Annotated in this window: 18 protein-coding genes and 1 other RNA gene; 5 read left to right on the top strand and 14 right to left on the bottom strand. The window is 65.4% G+C overall.

Features of this window, described 5'->3' with window-relative positions; genetic code table 11:
* Positions 1-55: 55 nt before the first annotated feature.
* Genes istA through QGN31_RS06280 form a run of 4 tightly spaced genes read left to right on the top strand, consistent with a single transcriptional unit; the run spans position 56 to position 3410 of the window.
* Positions 56-1648 carry an IS21 family transposase gene (gene istA / locus QGN31_RS06295; RefSeq protein WP_043955664.1) on the top strand — a complete coding sequence of 531 codons (1593 nt, stop codon included), beginning with the start codon at positions 56-58 and terminating at the stop codon, positions 1646-1648.
* Positions 1645-2448 carry an IS21-like element helper ATPase IstB gene (gene istB / locus QGN31_RS06290; RefSeq protein ID WP_014941578.1) on the top strand — a complete coding sequence of 268 codons (804 nt, stop codon included), beginning with the start codon at positions 1645-1647 and terminating at the stop codon, positions 2446-2448. The genes istA and istB overlap by 4 nt, the downstream gene beginning before the upstream one ends.
* A gap of 39 nt (positions 2449-2487) precedes the next feature.
* Entirely contained in the window at positions 2488-3066 is a 579-nt protein-coding gene (locus tag QGN31_RS06285) for a hypothetical protein (protein WP_014941577.1), read from the top strand.
* A gap of 5 nt (positions 3067-3071) precedes the next feature.
* Positions 3072-3410, top strand: coding sequence for a DUF3024 domain-containing protein (locus QGN31_RS06280; RefSeq protein ID WP_014941576.1), 339 nt, complete (start codon positions 3072-3074; stop codon positions 3408-3410).
* Between the two features lie 251 nt (positions 3411-3661).
* Here the strand turns inward: QGN31_RS06280 and QGN31_RS06275 are convergent, their stop codons facing one another.
* The 5 genes from QGN31_RS06275 to QGN31_RS06255 are packed head-to-tail and all read right to left on the bottom strand — an operon-like array spanning position 3662 to position 9322.
* The gene (locus QGN31_RS06275) at positions 3662-4309 is read right to left on the bottom strand and encodes a maleylpyruvate isomerase family mycothiol-dependent enzyme (RefSeq protein ID WP_014385557.1); all 648 of its coding nucleotides are present in this window, start codon (positions 4307-4309) and stop codon (positions 3662-3664) included.
* Entirely contained in the window at positions 4296-5309 is a 1014-nt protein-coding gene (locus tag QGN31_RS06270) for an LLM class flavin-dependent oxidoreductase (RefSeq protein WP_232065618.1), read from the bottom strand. The genes QGN31_RS06275 and QGN31_RS06270 overlap by 14 nt, the downstream gene beginning before the upstream one ends.
* Positions 5310-5329: 20 nt before the next feature.
* Entirely contained in the window at positions 5330-6268 is a 939-nt protein-coding gene (locus QGN31_RS06265; protein WP_041785151.1) for an NADP-dependent oxidoreductase, read from the bottom strand.
* A 17-nt stretch (positions 6269-6285) separates the two neighbouring features.
* Positions 6286-7110 carry a nuclear transport factor 2 family protein gene (locus QGN31_RS06260; protein WP_014942737.1) on the bottom strand — a complete coding sequence of 275 codons (825 nt, stop codon included), beginning with the start codon at positions 7108-7110 and terminating at the stop codon, positions 6286-6288.
* A 4-nt stretch (positions 7111-7114) separates the two neighbouring features.
* Positions 7115-9322 carry a molybdopterin-dependent oxidoreductase gene (locus QGN31_RS06255; protein ID WP_083863020.1) on the bottom strand — a complete coding sequence of 736 codons (2208 nt, stop codon included), beginning with the start codon at positions 9320-9322 and terminating at the stop codon, positions 7115-7117.
* A 75-nt stretch (positions 9323-9397) separates the two neighbouring features.
* Between QGN31_RS06255 and QGN31_RS06250 the strand changes: the two genes are divergently transcribed.
* Complete coding sequence (locus QGN31_RS06250) at positions 9398-10003, top strand: TetR/AcrR family transcriptional regulator (protein WP_014385562.1); 606 nt, start codon at positions 9398-9400, stop codon at positions 10001-10003.
* Between the two features lie 206 nt (positions 10004-10209).
* Here QGN31_RS06250 and ssrA read toward each other — a convergent pair.
* The 9 genes from ssrA to prfB all read right to left on the bottom strand — a co-directional run bounded on the left by ssrA (position 10210) and on the right by prfB (position 17150).
* Positions 10210-10577, bottom strand: a transfer-messenger RNA (tmRNA) gene (gene ssrA / locus QGN31_RS06245).
* 165 nt (positions 10578-10742) lie between these two features.
* Positions 10743-11588, bottom strand: a complete 846-nt coding sequence (locus tag QGN31_RS06240) for a maleylpyruvate isomerase family mycothiol-dependent enzyme (RefSeq protein WP_014942739.1) — start codon at positions 11586-11588, stop codon at positions 10743-10745.
* 19 nt (positions 11589-11607) lie between these two features.
* Positions 11608-12351 carry an EamA family transporter gene (locus tag QGN31_RS06235; protein WP_434089309.1) on the bottom strand — a complete coding sequence of 248 codons (744 nt, stop codon included), beginning with the start codon at positions 12349-12351 and terminating at the stop codon, positions 11608-11610.
* Positions 12352-12446: 95 nt separating this feature from the next.
* Positions 12447-12956, bottom strand: a complete 510-nt coding sequence (gene smpB / locus QGN31_RS06230; RefSeq protein ID WP_009954261.1) for an SsrA-binding protein SmpB — start codon at positions 12954-12956, stop codon at positions 12447-12449.
* A gap of 2 nt (positions 12957-12958) precedes the next feature.
* Complete coding sequence (gene ftsX, locus QGN31_RS06225; RefSeq protein WP_009954262.1) at positions 12959-13852, bottom strand: permease-like cell division protein FtsX; 894 nt, start codon at positions 13850-13852, stop codon at positions 12959-12961.
* Positions 13853-14542: a cell division ATP-binding protein FtsE gene (gene ftsE, locus QGN31_RS06220; RefSeq protein ID WP_036459544.1), complete on the bottom strand. Its 690-nt coding sequence runs from the start codon at positions 14540-14542 to the stop codon at positions 13853-13855. It abuts the gene before it with no gap.
* A 43-nt stretch (positions 14543-14585) separates the two neighbouring features.
* Positions 14586-15074, bottom strand: a complete 489-nt coding sequence (locus QGN31_RS06215) for a hypothetical protein (protein ID WP_014380843.1) — start codon at positions 15072-15074, stop codon at positions 14586-14588.
* A complete protein-coding gene (locus QGN31_RS06210) occupies positions 15071-16048 on the bottom strand; it encodes a mechanosensitive ion channel family protein (RefSeq protein WP_026071243.1) in 978 nt (325 codons plus the stop codon). Before QGN31_RS06210 ends, QGN31_RS06215 begins: the two co-directional genes overlap by 4 nt.
* A complete protein-coding gene (gene prfB / locus QGN31_RS06205) occupies positions 16038-17150 on the bottom strand; it encodes a peptide chain release factor 2 (RefSeq protein ID WP_008259372.1) in 1113 nt (370 codons plus the stop codon). The genes QGN31_RS06210 and prfB overlap by 11 nt, the downstream gene beginning before the upstream one ends.
* Between the last annotated feature and the right edge of the window lie 6 nt (positions 17151-17156).

The raw sequence follows: 17156 nt of genomic DNA, 5'->3' as shown, positions 1-17156 counted from the left end.
CGCGTGCGTTCCGGATGGCCTGGATCGCGTGGTGATGAAGGTGAGGGTCTGGAGGGTGAGGTCGAAGGTGGAGCAGTTCGCGGCGATCCGCCGGGATCATCGGCTTGAGGGGTTGTCGATCCGGGCGCTGGCCGATAAGCATCGGGTGCACCGGCGCACGGTGCGTCAGGCGTTGGCCTCGGCGGTGCCGCCGGCACGCAAAGTTCCGGCGCGGGTGGCACCGCGGCTTGAGCCGTTCAAGGCCGCTATTGATGAGATGCTGCGCTCGGATCTGGACGCCCCGAAGAAGCAACGTCACACCGCCCGAAGGGTTTTGGCGCGTCTGGTCGATGAATACGATGCGACCGGGTTGTCGTATTCGACGGTGCGTGATCATGTCCGCAAGCGGCGCCCGCAGATCGCCGCGGAAGCGGGCCGGGCGTTGGAGGCGGGGTTCGTGCCGCAGACGTATCGGCCCGGCGCTGAAGCCGAGGTCGACTTCCATGATCTGTGGGTGGTGCTGGCCGGGGTGAAGACCAAGACCGCGCTGTTCACAATGCGGTTGTCGTTCTCGGGGCGGGCGGCCCATCGGGCGTTCGCGACCCAGGGCCAGGAGGCCTTCCTGGAAGGTCACGTGTACGGATTCGACCGGCTCGGCGGCGTACCGGTCGACAAGATCCGCTACGACAACCTCAACAGCGCGGTCAAGCAGGTGCTGTTTGGGCGTTCTCGTCAGGAGAACGAACGCTGGATCGCGTTTCGTTCGCACTACGGTTTCGAAGCCTGGTACTGCCAGCCCGGTCACGACGGCAGTCACGAGAAGGGCGGCGTGGAAGGCGAAGGCGGGCGGTTTCGCCGCACCCATTGCGTGCCGATGCCGAAGGTCGAGTCGATCGACGAGCTCAACGAGATGCTGGCTGCGGCTGATGATGCTGATGATCGGCGTCGGATCGCCAACCGCGCCAACACTGTTGGGCAGGACTGGCAGACCGAGAAGCTGGCGTTGCAGCCGATCCCCGGTGAACCGTTCGATACGGCGTTGACGTTGACCCCGCGGGTGGACCGCTACGCCCAGATCATGGTGCGCTGCAATCAGTACTCGGTGCCGGCCCGGTTCATCGGCCATCGGCTCCGGGTCAAACTGTCGGCCTCCCACGTCACCGTCTATGACCGCACCAGCGTGGTCGCACGGCATCCGCGGGCGGTCGGCAAGGGCACCAAGGTGCTGGAATTGGATCACTACCTGGAGATCCTGGCCCGCAAACCCGGCGCTCTGCCTGGGGCCACCGCCTTGCTGCAAGCCCGGGCGGCCAAGGTGTTCACCGCCGAGCACGACGCCTGGTGGGCGGCAGCGCGGCGGGCTCACGGCGATGCGGCCGGTACCCGGGCGCTGGTGGAGGTGTTGCTGCTGCATCGCCGTCTCGACCACGCCGATGTGCTCGCCGGGATCGCCGCCGCACTGTCGGTGGATGCCACCAATGCCGATGTGGTCGCGTTGGAAGCACGCAAAGCCGCCGAACGACGCCGTCGCGGCAGCGACACCGACCCCGCGGGCGGGCCCGCTCACGGTGGGCAGGTCCTGGTGCTAGCCGAGCGCCGTCTGCTCGATGCGCGTGCGCTGCCCTCGGTCGACCAGTACGACACCTTGCTGGGCCGGGAAACGTCATGAGTATTGCGCGACGCAATGTCACCGAGCAAGCCGCGGTCTCGGCCATCGAGCAGGGCTGCCGAATGTTGCGGCTGCCCACGATCCGTGACCGCTTCGCCGAGATCGCCGCGGCCGCCGAACGCGAGCAGCAGTCCTATCTGGGGTTCTTGTCGGAGTTGGTGATCGCCGAGTGTGACGACCGGGATCGGCGCCGCGCCGCACGCCGCGTGCACGACGCGGGATTTCCCCGACCAAAACGGCTCGAGGAGTTCAACTTTGAGGCCAACCCGGCGATCAACCCGGCTGTCATTGGAACCTTGCGCACCTGCGGCTGGGTCAAGGCCGGTGAACCGCTGTGCTTGATCGGGGACTCCGGGACCGGCAAGAGCCACCTGCTGATCGGCCTGGGGACCCTGGCCGCCGAATCCGGCTACCGGGTCCGCTACACCCTGGCCAGCAAGCTGGTCAACGAACTCGTCGAAGCCGCCGACGACGCCCAGCTGAGCAAACTGATCACCCGCTACGGGCGGGTCGATCTGCTGCTGATCGATGAGCTGGGCTATCTGCAATTGGATCGCCGCGGCGCCGAACTGTTGTTCCAGGTGCTCACCGAACGCGAAGAACGCTCTGCCGTGGCGATCGCCTCCAACGAACCGTTCTCGGCCTGGACCAAGACATTCACCGACCCGCGGTTGTGCGCGGCGATCGTCGACCGGTTGACCTTCGCCGGACAGATCATCGAAACCGGAACCACCTCCTACCGGCTGGCCCATGCCCGCAAAAGACGCACCAGCACAGCCACTGAGTCCACCCGCAGCTGACCCGCGCCTACACCCTGCGGCGGCTACAGTGACCAGGTCATGTTGGTCGCCGATCTGCACCACTTCCTCGACGTGGGACCCGACACCCCGGGCCCGGCCCGCAAGCTCGCCGAACACCTAAGCGCGATTGTCGCCGCAGCCTCGGCCGGCGACGCTCACACCCGATGGGAAACCGCCCTGCCGTGCCGGCGCCGGCCAGCCCACCGTGCCTGCCCCGGCCGCATCGTCGTGAGCTGGACCCAACCCGATCACCCCATCAACTGGTGCTGCAGCCACTGCGATGACGACGGCACCATCAGCAACTGGGCCACCTCGATCTACGACCTGCGTCGCCAGCAGTTGAGCGCGGCCGAACCCGTCCAGAATGTCCTCGTCGATGCCGACACCGCGGCAATCCTGCGGACCCTGCCGTTCCTCGACCATGACTGCCACAGAGCAGTTTTCGCCATCCACGCCCACGGCAACGAATTGCACCTCACGGTCACCGACACCGAACTCAACGAACTGATAGATTCCCTGGCCGCCGAAGCCAACCACGAACCCAACCGCCGCCGCCAACGACAACTCGACAACGCCTACGACCACCTCACCACCGCCGCCGGCCAACCCCGCTGGTAATCAGAATGGCACTGCCCGAACTTGACGTCGCACGCGTGCAACGCTGGTGCGCGGCAAGGGTTCCCGACGACGCGCGCCACGAAGTACGCCTGGAATGCGAGGTAGCGTCCAGGTATCTGACCATCACCGAGCATCGCCCGCCTTGGCGTGACGACTTCGGCCCGGACTGGATCAGCTTCCCGATCGCCCGACTGCGCTACACCGCTACCAACAAAACCTGGACCCTCTACTGGCGTGACCGCCACCAACGATTCCACCGCTACGACCTGCTCGACCCCTCAGCCCGCATCGCCGACCTGCTCACCGAAATCGACAAAGACCCCACCGGCATCTTCTGGGGCTAACCACCCGAACCCTGGGCCGGGGCCAAATCCGGCCGTCACACCGGGGCCAGTTCAAGTTGACATTGCCATCCATCACCGATCGATCGGTGAGCACACACAAAGAATTTGGGATGCTCGCAGGAATCAACCTGCAGACGACTAGCCGAACCTCGCAGACCGCGGACGGCCTAAGCGCGGCTCGTCAGGACTACTCACCCAGGGCTGCACGCCATTTCGGAAAAGCCCGTTACTGAGCTGCGGGCACGCTCCAGTCACGCGCGAAAGATATTCACTGTTTCGGGAAGACCCAGCATCCGTGGGTCGCGTCGCCCTGTAGCAGCGAGAAGGAATTTGTGGGCGTCGATTCCGCTTTCCTTCGGGAATGCCGCGGCCGGTATCGCAAGCAGGCGGACTACGTGCGAGTCGGCTGCGATGATGGGATCGCGGCTTAGGATGTCGAGGACGAAATCAAGGCTGTCATAAAGTCCTTCGCGTAGATCTGATGGCTGATTGATGGCGTCGCGGATGTCGTCGGCGTGCACGTACGCGTCCATCAATAGAGCATGTATTGCCCGGCCAACAGTGAAACGCGGTGCTGGACTGGGTCGGACCCACATGTCGTCGCCGAACGCGGTCAACAGCCCTGCCGTCGACTCTCCGATCTGCCGCATCTGGGCGGCAAGGTCGTTGGGCGGTTGGGCGCGCAGCGACGCCGCCTGTTCATCGGCGCTTCGCGTACCGCTTGCGCCCGTGACGGTGTCGATCGCCTGACCCACAACATGGGCGGCGACGTCGCGCACCTGCCAACCGGCGCAGCGGGTGGCTCGGGTCCACATCGACATATCGAGCCTGGCCAACAAATCCGAGAAGTTCTGGTACTCGCGGAGCAGGCCGACCGTCGTGCGCTCACGGGTAAGCACGGGACGCCTCCTCCAAGCGATCCTTCACATCTCGAAGTCGTTCGAGCTGCACCCGGAACCCATCCTGCGTGAGCACCCCGATACGGCAGACCAAGTGGCGCACTCCGGCATCGATGTAGTTCGCCAGCTTGGCCGCAACCGCCTCAGCGGACCCGGCGGCGAAGGCCTGGAGACTCTCGACGGCCGCAAGCGGAAATCCATACGTTGCGGTGGTGAACCGATCAAGTTCGGATCGACCGCCATCTGGCGAGTCCGTTACAAGGACCGTCACAAAAAGGGCTGGGGTGACGGCGTCAGTCGGCCGCCCAGCCAGCTTGGCTGCGGCGCGAACGTCACCTAGACCCGTCGCGAAACCCGACGGCGTCGGCGGGTAGGGCAGCCAACCGTCATATGCCGCCCCCGCGCGAGCGCGGGCGCGCGGCGTGTCGCCGGCAAGCCAGACCGGCGGCCCGGCAGGGTTGAACGGCCTTATCCCAGAAGGAATGTCACTCAGGGCGATCGTATCGCCGTGAAACGCGCTCGGCCCTGCCCCGGCCCATAGCTGTCGCCAGAGCGCAACAGTCTCGTCGAGCCGCCTGGAGCGCCGTCGCCATGACACTTCCGACACCGCGTATTCGGTCTCCGATATCCCCGGAAAGCCGGCACCGACAGCTACGACGAGGCGGCCCTGCGCCAATCGATCGATGGAGGCTAGCGCTTGCGCGGCTTGTACAGGTCTGCGCAACGCAGGAAGAAGCGCAGCGGTGCCAAGTGTCACCCGCTCAGTCACCGAAGCGGCAGCCGCGAGAAATGTCAACGCTTCGATACGTGGGCCAATCAGTGAGTCGTTGGCCCATAGCGAGTCGAAGCCGAGATCCTCGATGGTGCGCACCATGCGGGCGAGTTGGTCAGGTTCGGTACCCGGCCATTGGTCAGCGGCAAGCAGCGCCACGATCCCGACACGCAATGCGCCTTTCCCACCTGGATCGTGCAGTTGCCGGTGAGATGCAAGAGAAGTCATGGGGCCCACGTCCGGTTCGTTCACACCACGGTGAGAATGATCTTGCCGCTGGTGCGGCCCTGGCTGCTGATGGTCAGGGCACGCGCCGCGTCGGCTAGCGGGAGCCGCTCGGCGATATGCACCCGCAATTTTCCGCATTCGACGAGCTGCGCGATGCCCCGGAGGCCGGCCGCGTCGGGCTCGACCAGGTAGTCGTAGGCGTGAACTCCGAGCTCTTTCGCACGCTCGTGCAGGCCTGGCGTCCAGGCGGCTTGAGCGCTGACCAGAATCCCCCCGGGACGAAGACATCCCAATGCCTCGACACCAGCATCACCACCGAACATCTGGATCACCACGTCAACATCACCGACTACCTCGTGGACCGGCGTTACGGTGTAATCCAACGCCTGGTCAACACCCAGCTCGGCAAGGAAGCGGTGTTTGGCGGCGCGGGCGGTCCCAATGACGTAAGCGCCGTGCGCCTTGGCGATCTGGACCGCCAAATGCCCGACTCCCCCAGCGGCGCCAGCTATCAGCACGCGCTGGCCGGGCGCAACGTGGGCGACGTCGACAAGCATCTGCCATGCGGTGAGCCCCGCGAGCGGCAGGGCGGCTGCTTCGGTGAAGTCCAACCCGGCGGGCATAGCCGCGAAGTGCCGTGACGGCCCGGTGACGAACTCGGCGTATCCGCCCGCTTGGCGCGGGAACCACGGCATTCCGAAAACCCGATCGCCGACATTGAATCGGTTGACGCCGTAGCCGACCTCCTCGATTACCCCTGCCACGTCCCAGCCGTGAATGAACGGCAGATTGAGCACCCGGTTATATGCCCGACCTCCACTTGTGTAGTAGTCCACTGGGTTAACACCAGCGGCGTGAACGCGGACTTTCACCTCGGTCGGGGCCGGCTGCGGTTCGGGGGCCTCCGCTAACCGCAGGGAGGCGGGGCCGTCCCACTCATGTTGGATGATTGCGCGCACGAAAACTGCCTCCTCAGTTATGGTTTGGCCGGAATTAGGTGCCGCTTGCGGCTGGGCGTCATGCCCCTCGTATCGAATACGACCGTCGTCTCGGCGCTTTGGCCGTCTTGAAGCCGGAACCGGTCGGCACCGCACCAGCGCCGTACCGAACCATCCACCGTTCCACGGCCTTCCCACGCGATCAGGAGAACGTTGCCGCGGTGCGCGTAGTCGGCGACCGATAACGTCAGGTCCGGAACGTGCTTGACCGCGGCGGCCAGTTGGGCGACATAGGCATTGCGTCCGCGCAATGGTTCGGCAATTCCCGGCCAGTGCAGCGCAACATCGTCGGTGACGAGGCCGTGAACGCGGGTGGTGTCGGTGGGCGCAGCCCAGAATCGGGCCCAACCCGCGACGAAGGATGCGACCGTTGACACCGGCGGCTCCAGCGCAGCAGCCGGCCCGGCGAAACCAACTTGGTGATGAAGGATCCTGGTATCGAAGTAGCCGCAGTCGCTGGTGAGCTGTCCGCCGCGGAAGGTGCACACGAACGTGACGGGGACATCGATGCGGCTGCCGGGATCAGTGGTCAGGCCGAGGAGATTGTTCCCCACCGTCCCGGTCATGCGCCCCCACACCACGGCCGTGTCGTCGCCGAATGCCGTCCCATCGAAGTGGCCCTGGTAATCAGGCACTGATTGGAAGAAGGCCGCGTAGAACTTGCGCAATTGCGCGTGGCCGGTGACCGGCTGGCGAACCCCAGAGTCTTGGTAGCTGCCGTCGGGTGCGTATGCGGCCACGATCGCTTCGACGTCGTGTCGGTTCTTAGCCTCGGCGTAGTTGCGCAGTGCCTCGCGCAGCACAGCCTCAGTGGACATGGGAGTTCTCCTGCGTGGCGTCGAGCGTTGGTGTGGGGGTTGCAGTGATCTCTACCGGGATGCCATTGAGCACCGCGGTGCCGGATAGTGGATCGAGTTCTATGCCGTCGGCCAAGAGGTTGCTGTTGACTCCCGGCCGTTGTGCCGCGATAGCGGCAGCCGTTCCTGGTTCGTCGTGTCCCCAACCATGCGGTAGTGAGACCACGCCGGGGGTCACTGCGTCGGTCACCTCCACCGGAGCGTCGATTACGCCGGCGCGCGACTTCACCCGGGCGTGCTTGCCGAGCTGGAGACGTGCGACGTCGGTGGGGTGAATTTGCAATGTGCACCGGTCTGGTCCTTTGGCCAGCGTGGGCAAGTTGTGCATCCAGGAGTTGTTCGACCGCAGGTGACGCCGCCCGACCAACACCATGCTGGGTTTACGGGGCCGGAGGAAGCTGGCGCGCAATCGGGCAACATCGTCCACCAACGGTGGTGGGGCGAGCTCGATCTGCCCCGACGGTGTGTTGAGTATCCCGGGCAGCTGTGGGCTCAGTGGGCCGAAATCCATCCCGTTGGGATACTCGCGCAACCGGGCCAGGGTGAGCGGCCCATCGGCGTCGCCGTAGGGTCCTGCGCGTAACAACAAGTCAAGAAGACGCTCGGGGCCGCGAAGCTGTCCATGCGCATCGCCGCCGACAGCCTTCGCCAGCGATTCGGCGACCATGTCGTCGATGGCCTTCAGGTCGGCCGTGGCGCCTTGTCGTGCCAGGATTCCGATCAAGCGCAGCAAGATCTGCCAGTCCGCTTTGTCGCCGGGCTGCGCGGGTAGCACCGGCGGTGAGTAGGTGGCAGTGTTGCGGATCGCAAAATGGCCGAAGAACAAGTCATAGTGGGGCTTGGTCAGCGGCGAGAGCGCCGGCAACAGTACGTGCGCATGCCGTGTCGTTTCATTGCGGTACAGATCCAGGCTGACCATGAGTTCGAGCTGCTCGAACGCAGCCGAGAGGCGCGAGCTGTTCGGAGCTGAGCGCGCCGGATTTCCGGCTACGGTGATCAGCGCCTTCACCTGCCCTGCTCCAGGCGTGTCGATCTCCTCGGCAAGGCAGGCCAGCGGCAGCTCTCCGAGAGTCTCGGGGGCGCCACGCACCCGGCTGCGCCACCGCCCGATCGCGGTGCCCGTCCGCCCCGCCGTGACCAGTCGCAGATCGGCCGCAGGGCGGGCGAACATGGCACCGCCGGGCCGATCGAGGTTGCCGGTCAGGACATTGAGGACGTCGATCAGCCAGCTCGACACGGTCCCGAAGCGCTGAGTGCAAGTGCCGGTGCGGCCGTACACGGCCGCAGCCGGCGCGGTGGCCAGATCACGCGCGAGCCGGCGAATCTCCTCGGCCGGGATTTCGCAGTGCGGAGCAACGGTCTCCGGAGAAAACTCGCGTGCGGCCTGCTCAACGGTTTCGACGCCGCGAGTGTGCGGGCCCAGCCGGCCAAGATCGATGCGATCCTCACTGAACAGAACATGCACCAACGACAGCAGGAGCAGTGCATCGGTGCCCGGCCGGATCCGGTAGTGCTCGTCGGCCTCTTGGGCAGTTCGACTCCGGCTGGGGTCGACCACGACCAACCGCCCCCCGCGGCGCCGCAGCGCACGTAGCCGTCCCCGCATACCCGGAGCGGTGAGCAGGCTCCCGTTGGACACCATCGGGTTAGCGCCCAAGATCAATAGATATGAGCAGCGGTCGACGTCGGGCAGCGGCACTGTGTACATCCCGCCGAACATGAGTTGGCAGGCAACAAATTTCGGCATCGCGTCGACGGTGTTCGCGGTGTAGATGTTGCGTGAGCCGAGCGCCCGCATCGCGGCGCTGCCATAGAGCGTCGTGGCAAAGTCGTGTGCCACCGGGTTGCCGAGGTACAAGGCCACGGCATCCGCGCCGTGCTGGTCAATGACCGCGGTGAGTCGTCGATCGACGACCGCGAACGCCTCCTCCCAGGACGCGGGCTGAAGCCGACCGTCGGCGCTGCGGAGATGCGGTGCACGTAACCGGTCGGGATCTTCATGAAGCTCTTTGAGCCCGAAGGCTTTCGGGCAGACATGTCCGCGGCTCGATACGTGGTTGCGATTGCCACGGATGGAGCTGACCTCGCCCGCATCCACGCTGCTCTCCAAACCGCAACCGGCCTCGCAGAGCGGACAGACATGCCGTTGGATTTGCATACCGGCAGTATATACATACTGACAGTATGTACCACAAGTATGTACCCTGGGTATGTATCGCGTATGCTGAGACCCGTGACCGGCCCGCGTACCCAAGCAGAGCGCACGCGCGTCACCATCGAGCAGATCGTGTCGGTGGCGCGCCGCGCATTCGCCGAGGACGGCTTCGACGCCACCTCTGTCGATGGCATCGTCGAAGGTGCCGGCATGACCAAGGGCGCGCTCTACCACCACTTCCCGGGCAAACGCGCGTTGTTCGCCGCGGTTTATGAAGCCGAGCAGGTTGCGATCGGCCAGGCTGTGCTGCGCGCTGCCCGACGCGGCAACAGCAGCTGGCAGAATGTCCTGAGTGGCTGCCGAGCGTTCTTCGACGCGGTGCTGGATCCAGGGGTGCAGCGCATCACGCTGATCGATGCTCCCGCAGTCCTCGGTTGGGAGACGATGCGCAAGCTCGAGGACGAGCATGTCACTTCCCTGCTCCGGCAGGGTCTTTCCCAAGCGATCGCCGACGGCCACCTCGGGCGCCAGCGGGTGGAGCCTTTGGCGCACCTCGTTCATGGCGCGATGTGTGAAGCCGCGATGACGGTTGCCCGCTCAGCGGACCCGATGCGCGAGAGTAGAGATTCGCTCGCGGCTCTGGAAAACCTGCTCAACGGCATCGTTGTTCGCCGCAAGCGCTAAGCGCGCGTGATGAGGTCGACCGCGCCCGCTTACCCCGACTACAGGCGGGAAGCATGCCTAGGTCCGCCCGGCGATGAGCGCCCCACTTCGGAAATGCTTCGATGATTGGCAATTCTGCGCCTCCAGCGCAACCGGCCCTACCACCGAGGCCGAATTGATCAGAAAGAAAACTGGCCAGAGCTTGGTTGCTCTGACCAGCACATTCTCTGTGGAGCTGCCGGGAATCGAACCCGGGTCCTACGGCATTCCCTCAAGACTTCTCCGTGCGCAGTTCGCTATGCCTCTACTCGGATCTCCCGGTCACGCGAACAAGCCGAGATGACGATCCCAGTCGCTGTTGATGTCCCGATAAGTCCCGCGACCGGACTCATCGGTGGATCCCTCTAGCTGACGCCAGGCTCCGGGTCGAGGGCGTTCCCGGTCTGACGGACTAGCTGTCGCTTAGGCAGCGAGAGCGTAGTCGCGCTGATGTGAATCGGCGCTTATCTGTTTGCAACGACGCTTACGGTGGTCGGTTGCCTGCACCGGCACGCTTCCCTTGATTCGATGCGCGAAGTCGAAACCTTTCAGCCCCTCGCATCCCGCCGACTTTCGGCAGGAATATCAATGGTACCCGCCTATCAACCAGCGGCAATGGGATTATCTTCCCCGCCGGGCCACGAGCGTCGACTCGTTGCGCGAAAAACCCCCATATCAACGCATCAATCCGACGTTCGTCGCGAAAGGCGACGAAGAGCGGTCAGATCACGAAGTTGAGGTGCTCGACGATCTGGCCGGCCACGTCTTTGTCGCCACCGAGTTCGACGTCCTGAGCGCGCGCGGGGCACATCGGCCGGCCGCCGGCGAGCCTGGTGAACTGCAGCCCGTCCAGCCGGATCGTCGCCGTCGGCTCTTGTCCCGCGAAGCTGTCGACGACGGCGGCCCGACCGTCGACCCTGACCCGGATGGTGCGGGCCAGCGGGCCGGTGAGCTCGAATTGGACGCGCGAACCCTCGGGGGCCTTGGCCAGCCTGCCCACGACGTAGCCCATCGTGGCGGCGATCTCATCGACGGCAAGCGAGGCCGCCGGGCCGGCGAGCTCGTCGTCGGAGGGCGGCCGCTCCAATGCGACGCGAATGTCTTGCTCGTGCATCCAGCAATCGAACACCCGGATCCGCATGAACCGGCCGTAGGTGTCCGGGCCCGTGGGGGTCGCCGTCACCGCGTTCCACTCCTCATCGGACAGGGCCGTCAGGGCCGCGCGCCGGTCGTCAGTGATCGCCCGGAAGCTTTCCAGCACATCGGCATCCGCGTGGGTGCCCAGATGGCGAACCCAACACTCGTTCATCGCTCCGATGTCGTTGTGCACGTGCTCCAGCGCGGAGACATCGATGTCGGGCTGGGGCGCGGCGATGCCGGCGAGGAAGGACTCGGTGCCGATCATGTGCGACACCAAGGCCTTGACGTCCCAGCCCGGCAGCGGACTCGCGGCCCGCCATTGCGCCTCGGACAGGCCCGCCAACAGCGCGTCGAGGTCGTCCCAAACGGCGAACAGACCGGTGAGCACGGTGGACTTGTCGAGTTTGGTGACGGGGCGATCGGCCATGGTCAGGATCGTAGGCCGGTCAGGCCGACGCGATCATCGCCACGGACCCCATCGCGAGCACCATGCCGATCCCCTGCCAGCGGGTCACCCGCTCCCGCAGCACGACCATCGCCAGGACGACCGTCGCCGCCGGATACAGCGAGATCAGGATGCTGGCCAACGACAGCAGCCAGGTGTGCAGGGCCGCCAGCATGGTGATGTTGGCGAAGATGTCCAGGACGGCGACGGCGACCGCCAACCGCAACGGCTTGCCGCGCGGCATCTTCAGGTTCTGGCTGGTTGCGGCCATCGCGAAGATCACCAGGCTGGCCGCCACCCGGGCGAAGACGAGCGGCCAGAGCTTGCAGACGTGGGGTGCCTGGTGCAGAAACACCAGGTTCAGTCCCATCGCCGAGCCCGCAACGACCGTGAGCCAGGCCACTTTTGGGGTGAACCGATATGGGGTCCCCTCGACGGGGGCCTCGCGGCTGACCAGCATCACCGCCCCCAGGGCCAGCACGACACCCACCAGGGCCGCCTGCCCCGGCCGCTCCCCCAGAGCCATACCCACTGCGACGGGTACCGCGGCGTTCAGCACGGCCGCCAGCGGTGAGACGACGGAGATCGGTCCCGAACCCAGCGCCGCGAAGAACGCCCACATGCCGAACGCCATGCCGATTCCGTAGAGGGTCCCCCACAGAACGGCCCCGACATGAATAGGGCCACCGACGAAGATGGCCATCACACCGAGTAGGACTGTCTCGATCGGATAGGCGACCAGCATGACGCGCAGCGCGGCCACCCGCCGAGCTGCGACACCGCCCACAAAATCGCTGACACCGTACGTAACGGCTGACAGCTGGGCGTACGCGGCGCCGATCAGGTCATGCCCTTCGCTCGGCGCCCTAGTTCACGGACCACTTCGCGCTGTGCGTCGCGCTGGGCCATGTCCTGGCGTTTGTCGTAAGCCCTTTTGCCGCGCGCAAGGGCCAGTTCGACCTTGACCTTGCCCTCGGAGAAATACAGAGACAGCGGCATCAAGGCGAGGTTACCATCTCGAATCTTGCCGACCAGCCTGTCGATTTGTTGCCGATGTAACAACAACTTTCGGTTGCGCCGGGGGTCATGATTGGTCCAGCTACCGTGCTGGTACTCCGCAATGTACAAGTTGCGCAACCACACTTCGCCGTCGTCGATCGTTGCGAAGGCGTCAGCTAACGAAGCTTGGCCCTCGCGCAGGCTTTTGACCTCGGTGCCTTGCAGCGCGACCCCGGCCTCGAACGATTCGATGATCGAATAGTTATGCCGCGCTTTGCGATTGGTGGCCACAACTTGTTTGCTGCCACCTTTGCCGCCCGCCGCCTTGGCCCGGCCGGATCCCTTGGCCACAGCTACCGCCGGATATAGAGGCGCAAGGTCGCGTACGCCGTCAGGGCCGCCATCGACACGCCGAGCAGAAACAGCCACGGCGAGATATAGAGGATGTCGGCGTAGTCGACCTTGGCGATCAGGTGAGCTTGGTAGAACTGGCTCAGCGCGTTATCCAGGAACAAGGCCCGCACCAACATCAGGCCGATGACCGCGATGGCGACACCGATGGACGCGGCCAGCATCGCCTCCACCAGGAAGGGCAGCTGGGTGTACCACCGGCTGGCGCCCACCAGCCGCATGATCCCGATCTCCGTGCGTCGCGTGTAGGCCGCGACCTGCACCATGTTGGCGATCAACAGGATCGCCCCGACCGCCTGCACCAGCGCGACGGCGAACGCGGCATCCCGCAACCCGTCGAGCACCGCGAACAGCCGGTCGATCAGGTCCTTCTCGTTGAGGATGCTGCGCACCCCCGGCTGCCCCTGCATCGCGGCGTCGAATTCCGCGTGCTGTTCGGGGTTGTTTAGTTTGACGATGAACGACGCGGGGAACGAGTCCTTGCCCGCGACGTCCTTGAACTCCGGGAACTTCTTGATGGCGTCGTTGTAGGCGTCCTGCCGGTTGACGAACCGCACCGACTTGACGTCCTGTCGCGCATCGACCTTGTCGCGCAGCGCCTTACACGGAGCTGAGGCGCACGTCGCGTCGTTGGCGGAGATGTCGTCGGTGAGGAAGACTTGCGTCTCGACGCGGTCGAGATAGATCTCCCGGGAGTTGTCGGCCAGCCGTACCACCAGCAGGCCGCCGCCGAACAGCCCGATCGAGATGGCGGTCGTCAGGATCATCGCGGCCGTCATCGTGACGTTGCGGCGAAGGCCGGTCAGGACCTCGTTGAGCAGGAAGCCGAAGCGCACTTAGCGGTCCATCCCGTAGATGCCACGCTGCTCGTCGCGCACCAGCCTGCCCAACGACAGCTCGACGACGCGCTGGCGCATCGAGTCGACGATGTGATGGTCGTGTGTCGCCATCAACACCGTCGTCCCGGTGCGGTTGATCCGCTCCAACAAATCCATGATGTCCTTACTGGTATCTGGGTCGAGGTTGCCCGTCGGCTCGTCCGCCAGCAGCACCAGCGGCCGGTTGACGTAGGCCCGCGCGATCGCCACGCGTTGCTGCTCGCCGCCGGACAGCTCGTGGGGCAGCCGGTTTGCCTTCCCCGACAGGCCGACGGTTTCCAGCACGTCGGGCACCACGCGGTTTATCGCGTCGCTGCGTTTGCCGATCACTTCCAGCGCGAAGGCGACGTTCTCGTACACGGTCTTCTGCTGCAGCAGGCGAAAGTCCTGAAAGACCGTTCCGATCACCTGACGCAGCTTCGGTACGTGACGACCGCGCAGCTTGTTGACGTGGAACTTCGACACTCGGATGTCGCCGGAGGTCGGGCTCTCCTCGCCGAGCAGCAGCCGCATGAACGTCGACTTGCCCGAACCCGACGGGCCGATCAGGAAGACGAATTCACCCTTGTCGATCTTGACGTTGACGTCCTCCAATGCGGGACGGGCCGCGCTTTTGTACTTCTTGCTGACGTGGTCCAGGGTGATCATCACGGCACGCCAGTGTAGCGGTGATTTTCGCTGGCAGGCGAAGTCAACGGGCCGGGGGCGACGTCGTGGGGGTCGGACCGGGGCCCGGCTGCGGTTGCTCGGGCGTCGGCGTGGGCGGGCTCGTGCTCGGCGGGCAGAACGGCGCCGGGAGGATGCACGGCAGCTGCGGCATCTGGAACGGCGGCGTAGTGGTGGTGGTCGTGGTCACCGGGGGTGGCGGCGGTGGAGGCGGCGGCGTGGTCGTGGGGGTCGGCGTATAGGTGACGGTCGCCGGCGGCTGCTGCACACGGCTGCGCGGCACCCACGTGTAGTTGGGATCGGGCACGAACCCCGGCGGCACCACTTGCTGGGCCGGGGGCTTTGGCGCCGGCGCCGGGCGGTAGGTGTCGTAGGTCCACCACACCAGGAAAAAGGCGATGATCAGCACCAGGGTCGACGTGCGCATCCGCCCGCCGAAGACGTAATTCGGCCAGCGATGTTCGGCATCCGTGTCGTCGCCGCGCTTCTCGAGGATGTTCAGGGTGAATTTCACCGCTTTTGCCCCGCACCTTGGACGTCATTATCGGTTTGCCGTTCGGCGGCCGGGACGGACGCGTCGTCGACCAGCTCCACCCGCGCGTCCGCCGCCGTCACGATCCCGACGCGGGCCAGCGCGCGGATGACCAGGACACGCAGCTGCCGGCCGACCTCGAACTGCTTACCGGGCAGGGTGCGGGCCACCATTCGCAAGGTGACGGTGTCCACTTCGATGCTCTCCACCCCCATCACGGTGGGCGCATCCAGCAGCAATGCCCCCAGCACGGGGTTGTCCATCGCGCGGTCGCATTCCTGGTGCAGGACCTCGTTGACCCGGTTCAGGTCGGCGCTGGTCGACACCGGAATGTCCACCACCGCGCGCGCCCAATCCTTGGACAGGTTGACCACCTTGACGATCTGCCCGTTCGGGATGGTCAGCACCTCGCCGTCCGGCGAGCGCAGCCTGGTCACCCGCAACGTCACGTTCTCGACGGTGCCGCTGGCTTCCGTGGCCGCAACGACGGTGAGGGTGACCAGATCCCCGAAGCCGTACTGCCGCTCCACCAGGATGAAAAAGCCGGACAGCAGGTCTCTCACCAACTGCTGGGCGCCGAAACCCAGGGCGGCGCCGACCACGGTGGCCGGGGCGACCAGACCCCCCACCGAGAACTGCAGCACGTCGGCAATCTGCAGCATGACCCAGATGCCGATGATGACGACCGATACCCAGGAGATCACCGAGGCCACGGCCTGGCGGTGCTTGGAGGCTTCCGAGCGCACCAGCGCGTCGCTTTCGGCGAAGCCGAGGTTGAGCTGCCGGGTCACCTGCTGTGCCACCCAGTTGACGAACCTCGCCGCGAGCACCGCCGCGATCAGCACCATGGCGATCCGCAGACCCCTGGTGATGATCCACTCACCGATCTCGCCCCGCCAGAAGTCGTGCCAACGGTGCGTCATCGAGGCCGCAAGAATGCTTGTGTTATTCGTCATCTTTTCGGTTGCGCCAACGGATTCCCGCTTCCAGGAATCCGTCGATGTCTCCATCCAGGACGGCCGCCGGATTGCCGACCTCGTATTCGGTCCGCAGGTCCTTGACCATCTGATAGGGGTGCAGCACGTAGGAGCGCATCTGGTTGCCCCACGAACTGCCGCCTTCGCCTTTTAACGCGTCCAGCTCCGCGCGTTCTTCGGATCGCTTGCGCTCCAACAACTTTGCCTGAAGCACTCGCATCGCCGAGATCTTGTTCTGCAATTGCGATTTTTCGTTCTGGCAAGTGACGACGATACCCGTTGGGACGTGGGTTAAACGTACCGCGGAGTCGGTGGTGTTCACGGATTGGCCGCCCGGGCCGCTCGAACGGTAAACGTCAACGCGCACATCGCCTTCCGGAATGTCGATGTGATCGGTGGTCTCCACCACAGGCAGCACCTCGACTTCGGCGAACGAGGTCTGGCGCCGGCTCTGGTTGTCGAACGGGCTGATTCGCACCAGCCGATGGGTCCCCTGCTCCACCGACAGCGTGCCGTAGGCGAACGGGGCGTGCACGGCGAACGTCGCGCTCTTGATGCCGGCCTCTTCGGCGTAGGAGGTGTCGAACAGCTCGACGGGATACTTGTGCTGCTCGGCCCACCGGATATACATCCGCATCAGCATCTCGGCCCAGTCGGCGGCGTCCACCCCACCGGCGCCGGAACGGATCGTGACCAGCGCCTCGCGCTCGTCGTACTCGCCCGAGAGCAGGGTGCGCACCTCGGTGGCCTCGATCTCGGCCTGCAGCGCCTTCAGCTCGGCGTCCGCCTCGGCCAGCGCCTCTGCCGCGCCCTCGCCCTCCTCGGCCGCCAGCTCGTACAGCACCGGCAGGTCGTCCAGACGCCCCCGCAGCTCCTCGATCCGGCGCAGCTCGCCCTGGGCGTGGGACAACTCGCTGGTCACCCGCTGGGCGCGGGTCTGGTCGTCCCACAACTGAGGATCTGAAGCCTCGTGTTCGAGCTTCTCGATGCGGGCGCGCAGACCGTCCACATCGAGCACCCGCTCCACCGTGGTCAGGGTGGAGTCGAGGGCGGCGATGTCGGCTTGACGGTCGGGTTCCACAGCCGA

This window comes from Mycobacterium sp. 2-64 (assembly GCF_035918375.1).
Lineage (GTDB): Bacteria > Actinomycetota > Actinomycetes > Mycobacteriales > Mycobacteriaceae > Mycobacterium > Mycobacterium intracellulare.
The sequence above is the reverse complement of the archived record's forward strand: the minus strand, read 5'-3'. Positions and strand labels throughout refer to the sequence as shown.

Coding starts and splice junctions, on each gene's coding strand:
- istB (WP_014941578.1), top strand. CDS start 1,645: ATGAGTATTGCGCGACGCAATGTCACCGAGCAAGCCGCGGTCTCGGCC.
- QGN31_RS06285 (WP_014941577.1), top strand. CDS start 2,488: ATGTTGGTCGCCGATCTGCACCACTTCCTCGACGTGGGACCCGACACC.
- QGN31_RS06280 (WP_014941576.1), top strand. CDS start 3,072: ATGGCACTGCCCGAACTTGACGTCGCACGCGTGCAACGCTGGTGCGCG.
- QGN31_RS06270 (WP_232065618.1), bottom strand. CDS start 5,309: ATGACTTCTCTTGCATCTCACCGGCAACTGCACGATCCAGGTGGGAAA.
- QGN31_RS06255 (WP_083863020.1), bottom strand. CDS start 9,322: ATGCAAATCCAACGGCATGTCTGTCCGCTCTGCGAGGCCGGTTGCGGT.
- QGN31_RS06240 (WP_014942739.1), bottom strand. CDS start 11,588: ATGGCCGATCGCCCCGTCACCAAACTCGACAAGTCCACCGTGCTCACC.
- QGN31_RS06235 (WP_434089309.1), bottom strand. CDS start 12,351: ATGCTGGTCGCCTATCCGATCGAGACAGTCCTACTCGGTGTGATGGCC.
- ftsE (WP_036459544.1), bottom strand. CDS start 14,542: ATGATCACCCTGGACCACGTCAGCAAGAAGTACAAAAGCGCGGCCCGT.
- QGN31_RS06210 (WP_026071243.1), bottom strand. CDS start 16,048: ATGACGAATAACACAAGCATTCTTGCGGCCTCGATGACGCACCGTTGG.